The 12,695-nt window shown below is 65.9% G+C and carries 8 protein-coding genes; 3 read left to right on the top strand and 5 right to left on the bottom strand.

Annotated features, from left to right (window positions below; all coding sequences use genetic code 11):
* Window positions 1–63: 63 nt before the first annotated feature.
* The 4 genes from hmgB to NOW55_RS00610 form a co-directional block, all read right to left on the bottom strand.
* Window positions 64–1,401 carry a hydroxymethylglutaryl-CoA synthase gene (hmgB, locus tag NOW55_RS00625; RefSeq protein ID WP_256398114.1) on the bottom strand — a complete coding sequence of 446 codons (1,338 nt, stop codon included), beginning with the start codon at window positions 1,399–1,401 and terminating at the stop codon, window positions 64–66.
* 70 nt (window positions 1,402–1,471) lie between these two features.
* Complete coding sequence (locus NOW55_RS00620) at window positions 1,472–4,516, bottom strand: hypothetical protein (protein ID WP_256398113.1); 3,045 nt, start codon at window positions 4,514–4,516, stop codon at window positions 1,472–1,474.
* Window positions 4,517–4,583: 67 nt separating this feature from the next.
* Window positions 4,584–5,171 carry a DUF2150 family protein gene (locus NOW55_RS00615; protein WP_256398112.1) on the bottom strand — a complete coding sequence of 196 codons (588 nt, stop codon included), beginning with the start codon at window positions 5,169–5,171 and terminating at the stop codon, window positions 4,584–4,586.
* Window positions 5,172–5,306: 135 nt separating this feature from the next.
* On the bottom strand, window positions 5,307–6,146 hold the full coding sequence (locus NOW55_RS00610; RefSeq protein ID WP_256398111.1) for a TatD family hydrolase: 840 nt from the start codon (window positions 6,144–6,146) through the stop codon (window positions 5,307–5,309).
* A 193-nt stretch (window positions 6,147–6,339) separates the two neighbouring features.
* Between NOW55_RS00610 and NOW55_RS00605 the strand changes: the two genes are divergently transcribed.
* Complete coding sequence (locus NOW55_RS00605; RefSeq protein ID WP_256398110.1) at window positions 6,340–7,914, top strand: S8 family peptidase; 1,575 nt, start codon at window positions 6,340–6,342, stop codon at window positions 7,912–7,914.
* Window positions 7,915–8,214: 300 nt separating this feature from the next.
* On the top strand, window positions 8,215–10,095 hold the full coding sequence (locus NOW55_RS00600; protein WP_303648625.1) for a S8 family serine peptidase: 1,881 nt from the start codon (window positions 8,215–8,217) through the stop codon (window positions 10,093–10,095).
* A 51-nt stretch (window positions 10,096–10,146) separates the two neighbouring features.
* Here the strand turns inward: NOW55_RS00600 and NOW55_RS00595 are convergent, their stop codons facing one another.
* The gene (locus tag NOW55_RS00595) at window positions 10,147–10,626 is read right to left on the bottom strand and encodes an NYN domain-containing protein (protein ID WP_256398109.1); all 480 of its coding nucleotides are present in this window, start codon (window positions 10,624–10,626) and stop codon (window positions 10,147–10,149) included.
* Window positions 10,627–10,785: 159 nt separating this feature from the next.
* Here NOW55_RS00595 and NOW55_RS00590 point away from each other — a divergent pair, with 159 nt between their 5' ends.
* A complete protein-coding gene (locus tag NOW55_RS00590; protein ID WP_256398108.1) occupies window positions 10,786–12,639 on the top strand; it encodes a S8 family serine peptidase in 1,854 nt (617 codons plus the stop codon).
* The last annotated feature ends 56 nt before the right edge of the window (window positions 12,640–12,695 follow it).

The following is a 12,695-nucleotide window of genomic DNA, read 5'->3' as shown; positions in this document are numbered from 1 at the left end:
AGTTCGCCCCGCTGACGCGACCGGTCGCCCCGGTTCCGTCGACGTGACTCCCCCGCCTTCTCGTCACTCGACGTACGTGTACTTCCGCTCGCCCATCCGGCCCCAGCCGTCGAAGACGAACTCCGCATCGGGCGTCGTGAACTCCTCCAGTTCGGAGTCCATCTCATGGTTGTGCCGGTCGTGGACCAGTTCGTACTCCGACCACGAGAGGTCGTAGCGCTCGGCGATCTGCTCGTCGACGTTGAGCGCGGCGATCTCGTCGGCCCAGCCGTCCTGGATGATTTCGCCGTGGATCTCCGCCTGCGCGCCCGAGCCGTAGGACGCGACGAGCATCGACTCACCGGCCACGTCACGACCCGCCTCCAGCGCCGTCTTCAGCGCGGAGACCCGAGCGAGGTGGACCGAGCCCGTGTACCAGTTGCCCACGTCGCGCGAGATCGTCAGCGTCGGGTCGACCGTCGCCGCGTACCAGTCCTGGTACTGCTCGGTCTCCTTCAGCGCGTCCATGTACTCGCGGACGGCCTCCTCGTACTCGCCGTCGTCGTCGAAGCTCTCCCGTCGCGGCTGCCGACCGATGCTCTCGGCGAGCTCGTCCTCGACGGCCGTATCGCGGGTGACGTGCCGGTACGCCAGCGCCGCCGCCTTCCGGACCATGCCCGGGTACGGGGTGTGGAACGGTGCGTAGATGAAGTCATCGAGGCGGACGTCACCGGCGACGCTCTCGTAGTCCTCCAGTGCCTCGCGCATCCGGGCGAGGTACACCTGCACCGACCGCTTGCCGTCGACGCTCGGGAACTGCTGGTTCGGCTTCAGGAAGTCCGTCTCGTCCGCGCTGCCGTAGCCCTGGTCCGTCGACAGATCGACCAGGCTCGGGTCCTCGTCGATGAGCATCGCCACCGCGCCCGCGCCCTGTGTCGCCTCGCCGGAGTCGTCCCGGGCGTACAGCGCCGTGTCCGTGGCGACGACGAGCGCCGCACGACCGCGGTTCCGGCCCGCGCGAATCCAGTTGTAGGCGTCGTCGATGCTCTGGGTGCCCGCGATGCAGGCGAACTTGCGCTCGCCCTTGTTCGCGTGGTGGAAGTCGCCGTCGTACACCTGCTCCAGGCAGCCAGCGATGTACGTCGAGATCGGCTTGGAGTTGTCGAAGCTCGACTCCGTGCCCACGTCGATGCGGCCGATGTCGTCGGGTTCGAGCCCCTTCCGGTCCATCAGCTTCTTCGCCGCGTTCGCGCCCATCGTCACGATGTCCTCGTACGAATCCGGCAGCGACGACGCCCGCAGCCCCAGGCCCTTCGTGAAGTACGCCGGGTCCTTGCCCTTCTCCTCCGCGAACGTCTCGGCGAGGTCGAGTTTCAGGTTGCCAGTCCAGACTTCGACCGCGTCGATACCGACTGCTGTCATGTGGGGGAGTGGGTGGACTGGCTATTTGTGCGTGTCGATGGAAGTTTCGACGGGTGTCGAAAATATCGCCTCAAGCAGTGAACGTGTAGCTCTCGCTTGACCCATCGGAGAAGTAGACGGTGACGGTCAGCGTTCGGCCGGAAATATCAACTGACTGTCCGCCATTGTTGCGGAACTGGTAGAAACTCATCGTGGCGGTGTCGCCGGCGGCGATGATTGCATTGGTGGTAAGTGCTTGCCTGGTGTCGAGTGAGAGGCCATTACCGCCGCCCGAACTGTCTTCGTAGTAGCCCACAGTAGCAGCGTCAATGTAGACTTCGCTCGAAGTACGGCCAGACCCACCGTTCTGCTCACGAATTTGTGAGGCGCTACCACCGCTCACCGAGATCTCGACGTCAGTGATGGTGACGTCCTTCGACCCGGTGTTCTCGAGCACGAACTCTGCCCCCGTACCACCGTCGAACGTAGAGCCGCTCCCGCTCTGACGCTGGACGATGTCTGCCGAGGGAGATCCACCGCCGCTACCACCTCCACTCCCGTCAGCTTCGTCGGTGACGTTGCTGCTGTTCGTCTGGCCGACTTGGTCGGTTGCGGTCAGACGGATGGTGTAGGTACACTGGTAACAGTTGAAGGTGTTGTCATTCAGTGTGACAGTGGAGTTCGCAGCGCCCGTTTCAGTATCGACGACTTGACCGTTGTAATTCACGAGTTCAATGGTAACATCGCTGAGCGTCATATCAGAGACGATATTGGTGACGCTGAATTCGGGGTTGTACCAGTCGGTGGTCTCGTCGCTCACCGTGAACGTCTGGATGAGTGGTTCCTTGGTGTCCTTCAGCGCGTCTCTGGCCTGCCTGTAGCCGCCCTGGTTGATGTTCCCCACGTCGTCGACGATTCTGGACTCGGCGGTCACGGTGCCGTCGCTGAGGCTGGAGATGTCGATGCCGGTCACCGTCGTCGTGGTACTACCCGTGTCGGCCGGGGCGGTTCCGACGACCGTGTTCCCGTCGGGGCCAGTGATTCTGACGTAGACCGTGCCGCTTTCGGGTTGGTTGCCGAACTCAACATCTACAGCGACATTGCTCGCGTTCGATGCACTGATCGGTGCGGTCTGGAAGTCGGTGCTCGACGGTTGCTGCGGTCTCGCGGTGTCGACCTGGAAGGTGTTCGACGTGTCCGGTGCCATCGTGTTCCCGGACTGGTCCTCCGCATCGGCAACCCTAATCGTTGCGGTGGTTTCCTCGCTGTCCTGCTGGAAATTCGCCGTCCCCGTCCACGTCGTGGGGTTCGCGTAGCTTCCACTCACGGTATAGGATCGGGCCATCCCCTGTATCTCGACGGTCGGCGCGACGCTCGTGTCCATGCTCTCGTTGAACGTCACCGTCACGGTCTGTGCCGTGTTCGCGTCGGAGTAGTTGATCGGGGCGTTCGTGATGCTCGCACTCGTCACGATCGGCGGACCGTTTCCACCGCCACCGCCGCCGCCGCTAACGTTGCTGACGGTGACGTTGATGACGTCGCTGTCGCCGTTCGACGCGACATACACGGCAACCGTGCCGTTCGCGTTCGCGGTCAACGTCGTACCTGTCTCGCCGTTCGGTCCCGTCGAATCGGTCCTCTCAGAGGGCGGGATCGAGGCGACGGTACTGTTGTTCAGCACGTACTCAACTTCCAGCCCATCGATATCGTTCGGACTGGTCACCGCGGTGAGGTCCAGCGAACCGTCGCCATCTACCCCAACGTCCCACGTGCAGTCCGTCTCCGAGCAAGTGGACGTACTCACTCCTGGCGACGGGTTAGAAGAAATCGGGTCCTGCCAGTCGATGCTGTACGCTCCACCGCCGCCTCCGACACCGGTCCCTGTCCCGCTGCCGTCGGTGTTCCGCACCGTCACCGTCGTGCTGACGTTCTCGGGGGCGTTCGCGTCGAAGCCACCGGACGGATCGCCGCTGAAGCTCACCTGAACAGTGTCGGACTTCGAGGAGGTACCGCTGATCTCCCGTGACGTGTTGTAGGTGAAAGTCGCCCGACCGTCTTCGTTCGTCGTCCGCGGGGTATCGACAATGCTCCCGCCGGCCGACCCAACGACGGTCGCATTCACCTCGACACCGGACTTCGGATTGTTGTACTGGTCCCGAACCTCGACCGTCACCGTGGCGTTCACGTCCTCCTCTGTCGTCACGGTCTCAGCCATCGCAACGGCGTACGAGGCGTTCGTCGACTGCTCGGTCGCCGAGAGCTCGCCGACGCCGACGCGGGAGAGCTGGAGTCGGTACGTCTGCCCGCGCTCCAGCTCGAACTCCACCCGGTACAGCTGCTCACCGTTTGGCATTGTTGTCGTCCCATTGTCCACGACAGCCGTGACGTGCCCGCTCTGGTTCGAATACTCGCCCGTCTCGTCGATGAGCTCGCGCCAGGTGTCTGGCGAGAGCCGGGAGACAAGCGAGATTGTCACGTTATCACTGCCAGTCGCGCTGACGGGCACCGTCGTCGTCGAGGCACTCACGGGACGGACGTTCACCGATGCCGTCCCACCCTCCCTGCGGAGGGACCCCCGAAGTGCGACGAGCGAGATGCTGTCGCCGTCGAAGATCGACTGCTGGTTCGCGACGAGCGTGGTGCTGGAGTACTCGTTGTACACGAGCGAGTTCGCGACGACGGTCGTCGGGGGCGCCTGGTAGACGTTGTAGTTCGGTCGGTACGCGATAGCGCCCGTGGAGTAGTTGCGCGTCGTTCCGTCCCAGAAGTCGTCCACGTCTGGGTTCGCCGCGGTCGCGTTCCGCACCTCGAACGAGACCCGTGGCTGTGTGGTGCCAACCGTCTCCAACCGGCCTGTCGGTCGCGGTGGGTTGACGAACAGCGTCCGAGCGGGGTACGTCGTCGCGAGGTCGACAGTCACCGTCCGGCCGTCGCCCGTCGCCGACATCGAACCAATGGTCCCCTCGAGCTCCTGCAGCTGGCTCTGCAGCCGTTGATTGTGGTTGTACTCGACCTCCTCGTTCTGGCTGGGGACCACCTGCACCTGGTACGCGGAGATCGCGATGACGACGAACGCGAGCAGTATCACTGCGCCCACCTGGACGCTCACCCCCCGCTCGTCGTCGAGAAACCCCATGTTACGCGCTGATTAGCTTGGCGCGAGTAAAACCCTTATGACCAAATTACCGGGGTGTAAGCTCCGACTACTCGGCGTCCTCGTCCTCCTCGACGACCTCGGGGTCCTCCATCGCGGACTGGAGGCTGGCGAGGCCGTTGAGCCACTGCGCGACCGGACCGTACTCGAGCTCCTCGCCCAGTTCGGGAGAGAGCTCCTCCCCGTCGATGATGAGCGTGCCCGCCTTCACGAGGTAGCCACGGGCGCTCTCGATGTCCTCCTCGGCCTCGGCCTCGGCGGCTGCCGAGACGTACTCCGGGATGGACGCTTCGTCGGCGGCACCGGCGTGGATGTACTCCATCGCGGCGTGGAGGACGATGCTCAGGCTCTCCTGGACGCTGCCGACGAGGAACAGCTTGTCCTCGTCGTCGAACTCGGGCTCGGTGAAGACGATGTCGCCGATCTCGTTGATCTTCTCGGAGGCCGCCTCCTCGTCGAGCTCGTCGTCGTCGGTCGCGGAGACGATCTTCGCGACGGCGATGGCCGCGTCGTCCTGCATGAGGTCGAACACGCGCATCGAGTCCTCGTCCTCGGCGTCGACGTCCTCCGCTTCGACTCGGTCGATCCAGTTCTGCCAGCGTTCCGCCGAGTAGTATTCGGTCGGGGGAGTGCTCATACCACAACCTACCCCGGCGTAGTGAAATGCCTTTCTCTACGGTGAGCCGTTCCAGGTCGAGACTCCCGTCCGTGGACACGACACGGCGTGGTGGCTCGGAACACACGGGCCACGCCGTGGCAGGTGGCCCTGCGGTTACAGCGCCGCGGTGGTGTCGATGTCGTAGACGAGTTCGGGCGTCTCGACGTGCGCCCGCCTGACGGCCTCGTCGTGACCCTCCTCCAGCAGCCAGCGGACGCGCCGGGGGACGGTCTTCGGGCCGAGCACCGCGCCGGGTCGGTCGGGGTCGTCGACGAAGTCCGTCTCCATGAGGAACGGGGCGTCCGAAGCGGCGGCGACCCGGAGGCGGTCCGTCTCGCTCATGACGCTCGGGATCGGCCCCGCGAGCTCGCCGCCGGCGTAGTGCTTGACGACGTGCGTGCGGTCCAGCCCCTCGTCCTCTGCCCACTCGGCCACCTCGGTGAGGTCGTCGCTCGCCTCGGTGTGGAGCTGGACCGCGCAGTCGACCTCGGCCCCGAGCGAGAACGCGTGGCGCATCACCGCGTTGGAGGCGTCCCAGACGGCGTCGTCGACCTCGTAGTGCGGGCGACCGGACTTGAGCGCGAGCGCGCGGCCGTCGGCGACGTACTCCGCCGCGAGGTCGAGCCCGGTCTGCATCAGGTCGCGCGCCTCCTCGGGCGTGTATCCGTCGTCGACGAGGTGGGAGACGAGTCCGGGGTGGACGCCGAGCACCGGCCAGGCGCGCCCGTCGAGGCGCTCGGTCGCGGCCGCGACGACGTCGACGGTCGTCTCGAACACGTGCCGGAACGACTCGCGGTCGGTTGGCAGGTCGCCGAGGTGCCAGGACGGCTTGTTGACGACGAGCAGGTGCGTGCCACCCAGCCGTGCGAAGTCGTCGACGGCCGCTAACCCGCGGCCGTGGTCCGGGTCGAGGTGCATGTGGTTGTCGAGGACGGGGGTGTCGAGCGCATCCATCTCCTTGTGTCGTGCGTGTGTGGACGCGACAGTAATCATTTGGGTTCGATTCTATCGGTCTACCGACCAGTAGTTCTACACGGAGGGCGCGGACCTGTCACTCGAAGCTGGCAACTGGTCGTGTTGAACGCTAGTTAATTCAGTTCCGCGTTGCCAAGATATAAATGCCCAGCGGTGATTTCTATTGGTGGGCATGGCAGATGATACCCAACGCGGTACGAACAGACGTACCTTCCTGAAGACGACCGGTGCCGCAGCGAGTGCCGCCGCCTTCGCGGGACTCACCCAGGCCACCCCGGGACGAGAGCCGGGAGCGAAGGAGAACGAGCTCCTCGTCGGCATCTCGTCCTCGACAAGCATGGCTTCCGTCCAGCGACAGGTAGCGCGAGACCTACCATCGGACGCGAACGTCGTACACGAGAACGACAACCTCGGCTACATCGCCGTCGAGGTCCGCGACGACGGACCCTCGACGATGGACGCCGTCTCCTCGCGTATCGAGCGCCAGTCGGGCGTTCGCTACGTCGAGCGGAACACGACGCACTACGCGTTCGCGCAGCCAGACGACCCCAAGTTCGACCAGCAGTACGCGCCACAGCAGGTCGGCGCACCCTCGGCCTGGGACACCACGTTCGGCAGCGAGGACGTGACCGTCGCCATCGTCGACACGGGTGTCGACTACACCCACCCCGACCTGCAGAGCCGCTTCGGGACGAACAAGGGCAGCGACTTCGCCGGCGGCGACGGTGATCCGATGGCACCCAGCGGCGAGAACCACGGCACGCACGTCGCGGGAATCGCCTCGGCGACCACCGACAACGGAACGGGCGTCGCCGGGATGTCCGACTCGACCCTGCTCGCCTGCCGCGCACTCGGCGGCGGCAGCGGCTCGACCGCGGACATCGCCGACGCCGTGGAGTACGCGACGGACCAGGGCGCGGACATCATCAACATGAGCCTCGGTGGCGGCGGCTACACGGAGACGATGAAGAACGCGGTCTCCTACGCCGTCAACAACGGGTCGCTCCCCATCTGTGCGGCCGGGAACGACGGCACCGGCTCGGTGTCGTACCCCGCCGCGTACGACGAGTGCGTGGCGGTCTCCGCGGTCGACGAGAACGAGGACCTCGCGGACTTCTCGCAGTACGGCCCGAACCTCGACGTCGCCGCACCCGGCGTCGACGTGCTCTCGACCTGGAACGACTCGCCGTACAACAGCATCTCCGGCACGTCGATGGCGTGTCCGGCGGCCTCCGGCGTCGCGGCGCTCGGTAAGGCGGTCGAGCCCGGCCTCAGCGCGACCGAGCTCCGGAGCAAGCTGAAGAACACGGCCGTCGACATCGGCCTCTCCGCGGAGGAGCAGGGTGCCGGCCGCGTCTCGGCCGTCGACATCGTCGGCGGTGACGGTGGCGGCGGTGGCGGCGGTGGCGGCGGCGACTGCGGCAGCACGTCCACCGGCGGTTCCGCCGACAGCTCGCTGTCGGGCTACTGGGACTCCGAGTCGTACACGTACACGACCTCGCTCGACAGCACGTGTCAGGTCACCGTCTCGCTCGACGGACCGAGCGGAGCCGACTTCGACCTGTACGTCACGCTCGACGGGCGCACGCCGACGACGAGCGACTACGACAAGCGCTCCATCACGCAGGACAGCCAGGAGCAGGTCATCGCGGACGCGGTGAGCTCCGGCCAGGACATCGGCATCCTCGTCGACTCCTACTCGGGGTCGGGCAGCTACACGGTGAGCGTCGAGGAACTCGGGCAGTAACCGACCTCGACCCGGGGTTCACAACCCTGCGCTCGGGGCGGAACGGCGGCACTCATCACTTTGCTGACAAACACCGTCCCGGCTCCCTTCGAGTTTCCGAACGCCATAACCGGTGGTATTAAGAGCCTCAGACGTTCACGATAGTTCGGCGTAGAAACGAGGCGCGCGTTTGTTTTAGTTTCTAACCAGTTCGACACACAACTTTCTAGGAACTACCGGTCAAATTGTATAACACTCGCATAAATTTATGACGCGTTCATAAAAATATAAGTGCGGGTGGCGTGACTGCCGTTGTGTGTCATGACAGACGATAACACGAAATCGTGGGCACGACGTACCTTCCTGCAAGCGACGGGCGCGGCGGCTTCGGCCGCGGCACTCGCGGGCATCACCTCGGCGACCCCCGGACGGGACCCGCAGCCGCATGAGAACGAACTCATCGTGGGCGTCTCGGCCGCAACGAGCATGTCGACTGCGGAGTCGAGCGTGCAGAACGAGCTACCGAGTCAGGCCAACGTCTCGCACCGGAACGAGAACCTCGGCTACTTCACGGTCGAGCTCCCGGACGCGGCCGCAGCACAGGCCGAATCGGCGATGGCGGACCGACTCCGAGAGCAGTCGGGCGTCCGCTACGTCGAGGAGAACAAGACCGTACACGCGTTCGCGACGCCGAACGACTCGCTGTTCGACGAGCAGTACGCACCCCAGCAGGTGCGTGCTCCCTCGGCGTGGGACACGACGCAGGGCAGCTCCGACGTCACCGTCGCGGTGGTCGACCAGGGCGTGAAGTACGACCACCCCGACCTGCAGAGCCGGTTCGGGACCAACAAGGGCTACGACTTCGTCGACAGCGACGGCGACCCGTACCCGGACTCGATGGCGGACGAGTACCACGGCACCCACGTCGCCGGCATCGCGGCGGCGACCACCGACAACAGCACCGGGATCTCCGGTATCTCGGACTCGACGCTGCTGTCGGGTCGTGCACTCTCCGAGGAGGGCAGCGGCTCCACGACGGACATCGCCGACGCCGTCGAGTGGGCGGCCGACCAGGGCGCGGACATCATCAACATGAGCCTCGGAGGCGGCGGCTACACGGACACCATGAAGAACGCCGTGAGCTACGCCGTCAGCAACGGGTCGCTCCCCATCTGTGCGGCCGGGAACGACGGCTCGGGCTCGGTGTCGTACCCCGCCGCGTACGACGAGTGCGTGGCGGTCTCCGCCGTCGACAGCAACGAGGACCTCGCGAGCTTCTCGCAGTACGGCCCGAACCTCGACGTCGCCGCACCCGGCGTCGACATCCTGTCGACCTGGACGGAGAACGTCTCCCAGTTCGGCGGTCAGTACAACAAGATCTCCGGCACGTCGATGGCGTGTCCGGCGGCCTCCGGCGTCGCGGCGCTGGGCAAGGCGGCCGACTCCGCCCTCTCACCGACGGAGCTGCGCAGCCGACTGAAGAACACGGCCGTCGACATCGGCCTCTCCGAGGAGGAGCAGGGCGCGGGCCGGGTCGACGCGCTCAACATCGTCGACGCCGCCGGCGATGGTGGCGGCGGTGGTGGCGACAACAGCGCACCGACGGTGTCCATCGACGCCTCCTCGGCGACGGTCACGGTCGGCCAGGAGGTCACCTTCGACGGCTCCGGCTCCAGTGACTCCGACGGCTCCATCAGCTCCTACGAGTGGAGCTTCGGCGACGGTGGCTCGGCGACCGGTCAGACCGTCACGCACACCTACAGCGAGGCCGGCGACTACGCCGCCAGCCTCACCGTCACCGACGACGACGGCGCGTCGAGCACCGACTCCGTGAGCATCACCGTCGAGTCCGACGGCGGTGGCGGCGGCAGCTGTGGCGACACGTCCGCGGGTGGCTCGGCGGACGGCTACCTGTACGGCTACTACGACTCGACGTCGTACACCTACACGAACAGTCTGGACAACCCGTGTCAGGTCACTGTCTCCCTGACCGGGCCGAGCAGCGCCGACTTCGACCTGTACGTGACCCTCGACGGGCGCACGCCCAGCACGTACGACTACGACAAGCGCTCCATCTCGATGAACAGCGACGAGCAGGTCATCATCGACAGCCCGAGCGCGGGTCAGGACATCGGCATCCTCGTCGACTCCTACTCCGGCTCCGGCAGCTTCACCGTGGATGTCGAGGAGCTCGGCCAGTAAGGACAGACGGCACCTCGGACTCACCACTCCCGCCGCCCTTCTCCCCGTTCGCTACCCGGACAGCGACGCGTCGTCGTCGATGACCACGTCCTCGTTCGCGGCGTTCCGGAGCGCGTCCGAACGGCCGTGCTCGCCCGGCGCGATGGCCAGCGTGCGGATGCCGTAGCGTCCCGCCTTCTCGAGCACCGGCTTGAAGTCGGTGTCGCGCGAGGCGATGGCCAGCGTGTCGATGGCCTCGGTCACGACGGTCTCGGTCGCATCGACCGCGAGCTTCACGTCCACGTCGCCGCTGGTGACGACGACCTCGAAGCCGCGGGCTTCTGCCGCCTGGATGAGGCCGGGCGTCGCGTGCTCGTCGAGGTACAGCCGGGTCACCGTGAGGTCACCCACGGCGGTCGCGGCCGTCCGGACGTCGTCGAGGTCGACGTCGAACTCGTCGCGGAGCACGTTCGGACCGTCGACGAACAGTCCCACGCGCGCCCGCGGATGCGGCTCCGTACCGGGCAGGAGCCGCCTGAATCGCTCGTCCATACCCACTCCTCTCTCGGTGCCGCTCAAAGCCGTGGCGGTTCGCCCGAACCCCCAGTACACAACTGTTCACAACCAGAATACAATTTGTATATCGATTAAAATTAGCAATCAGTACTACAAAAATTTAAATAGGGGACAGGGTGTCGGTATGGGTGTCTCATGACAGACGATAGCAGTCACGATTGGGGACGACGTACCTTCCTGAAGACAACTGGTGCCGTGGGGGCGGCAGCGGCGTTCGCAGGACTGTCGTCCGCGACACCGTCGCGGGAACCGGGCGCACGACCGAACGAGATCCTCGTGGGTGTCACGAACACGTACTCGGTGACCGACGTCGCGTCGGCGACCGCGAACGACGAGCGGCTCCCGGACGGGATGTCGGTCACGCACGAGAACGACGACCTCAGCTACATCGCGCTGTCGAAGCCCGAGGTCACGACGATGTCGGACGACGACATCCTCGAGACGCTCGAGTCACTCGACCACGTACGCTACGCCGAGTTCAACGAGACGCTGCACGCGCTCGCGACGCCGAACGACCCGCGCTTCGGCGACCAGTACGCGCTGCAGCTCGTCAACGCGCCCGCGGCGTGGGACACCACGCTCGGCAGCGAGGACGTCACCATCGCGGTCATCGACCAGGGCGTGAAGTACGACCACCCGGACCTGGCGGGCCAGTTCGGCTCGAACGAGGGCTACGACTTCGTCGACGACGACGGCGACCCGTACCCGGACTCGATGTCGAACGAGTACCACGGCACCCACGTCGCCGGCATCGCGGCGGCGACGACGGACAACGGCGACGGCATCGCCGGGATGTCGAACTCCAGCATCCTCTCGGGCCGTGCGCTCTCCGAGCAGGGCAGCGGCTCGACCAGCGACATCGCCGACGCCGTACAGTGGGCGGCCGACCAGGGCGCGGACATCGTGAACATGAGCCTCGGTGGCGGCGGCTACACTAACACGATGAAGAACGCAGTCAGCTACGCGGCGGACAACGGCGTCACCATCGTCTGTGCGTCCGGCAACGACTCCTCCGGCTCGGTGTCGTACCCGGCGGCCTACGACGAGTGTATCGCGGTCGGTGCCATCGACGAGAACGAGAACCTCGCCAGCTTCTCGAACTACGGCGAGAAGCAGGAGGTCGTCGCCCCCGGCGTGAACATCCTCTCGACGTGGACGGACTCGCCGTACAACCGCATCTCCGGCACGTCCATGGCGTGTCCGGCAGCGGCGGGCGTCGCCGCACTCGGCCTCGCGGCGAACCCCGGCTGGTCGAACACAGAGCTGCGCAACCAGCTGAAGAACACGGCCGTCGACATCGGCCTTCCCGAGAACCAGCAGGGTGCCGGGCGCGTCGACGCCGCGAACCTCGTCGGCAGCGGCGACGACCCGGACCCGCCGGAGAACGAGGCCCCGACGGTGTCCATCGACGCCTCGTCGGCGACGGTCACGGTCGGCCAGGAGGTCACCTTCGACGGCTCCGGCTCCAGTGACACCGACGGCTCCATCAGCTCCTACGAGTGGAGCTTCGGCGACGGCGCGACCGCGACGGGCGCGACGGTCACCCACGCCTACAGCGAGGCCGGCGACTACAGCGCCAGCCTCACCGTCACCGACGACGACGGCGCGTCGAGCACCGACTCCGTGAGCATCACCGTCGAGTCCGACGACGGCGGGAGCTGCGGTGACGAGTCCTCGACGGGCTCCGCGAACGGCTACCTGTACGGCTACTACGACTCGGACGACTACACGTGGACGAACGACCTGCAGAACCCGTGCCAGGTCACCATCTCGCTGTCTGGCGGTAACTGGTCCGACTTCGACCTGTACGTCACGACGGACGGTCGGACGCCGAGCCAGTACGACTACGACCGACGCTCCATCACCCCGGACAGCCAGGAGCAGATCACGCTCGACGACGTGAGTGCCGGCCAGCAGATCGGCATCCTCGTCGACTCCTACTCCGGCTCCGGCAGCTACACGGTCAGCGTCGAGGAGCTCGGTCAGTAACGCGCGCCACAGCGTCGAGCCGGGGGGGGAACAATTTATCCCGTCATCGATTCGGT

The organism is Haloarchaeobius litoreus, assembly GCF_024495425.1.
Classification (GTDB): Archaea; Halobacteriota; Halobacteria; order Halobacteriales; family Natrialbaceae; genus Haloarchaeobius; species Haloarchaeobius litoreus.
This window is presented reverse-complemented; position numbering and strand designations above follow the sequence as displayed.

What these genes read in the sequence shown, in the direction of transcription:
- hmgB (WP_256398114.1), bottom strand. Translation starts at nt 1,401, where the DNA reads ATGACAGCAGTCGGTATCGACGCGGTCGAAGTCTGGACTGGCAACCTG.
- NOW55_RS00620 (WP_256398113.1), bottom strand. Translation starts at nt 4,516, where the DNA reads ATGGGGTTTCTCGACGACGAGCGGGGGGTGAGCGTCCAGGTGGGCGCA.
- NOW55_RS00615 (WP_256398112.1), bottom strand. Translation starts at nt 5,171, where the DNA reads ATGAGCACTCCCCCGACCGAATACTACTCGGCGGAACGCTGGCAGAAC.
- NOW55_RS00610 (WP_256398111.1), bottom strand. Translation starts at nt 6,146, where the DNA reads ATGGATGCGCTCGACACCCCCGTCCTCGACAACCACATGCACCTCGAC.
- NOW55_RS00605 (WP_256398110.1), top strand. Translation starts at nt 6,340, where the DNA reads ATGGCAGATGATACCCAACGCGGTACGAACAGACGTACCTTCCTGAAG.
- NOW55_RS00600 (WP_303648625.1), top strand. Translation starts at nt 8,215, where the DNA reads ATGACAGACGATAACACGAAATCGTGGGCACGACGTACCTTCCTGCAA.
- NOW55_RS00595 (WP_256398109.1), bottom strand. Translation starts at nt 10,626, where the DNA reads ATGGACGAGCGATTCAGGCGGCTCCTGCCCGGTACGGAGCCGCATCCG.
- NOW55_RS00590 (WP_256398108.1), top strand. Translation starts at nt 10,786, where the DNA reads ATGACAGACGATAGCAGTCACGATTGGGGACGACGTACCTTCCTGAAG.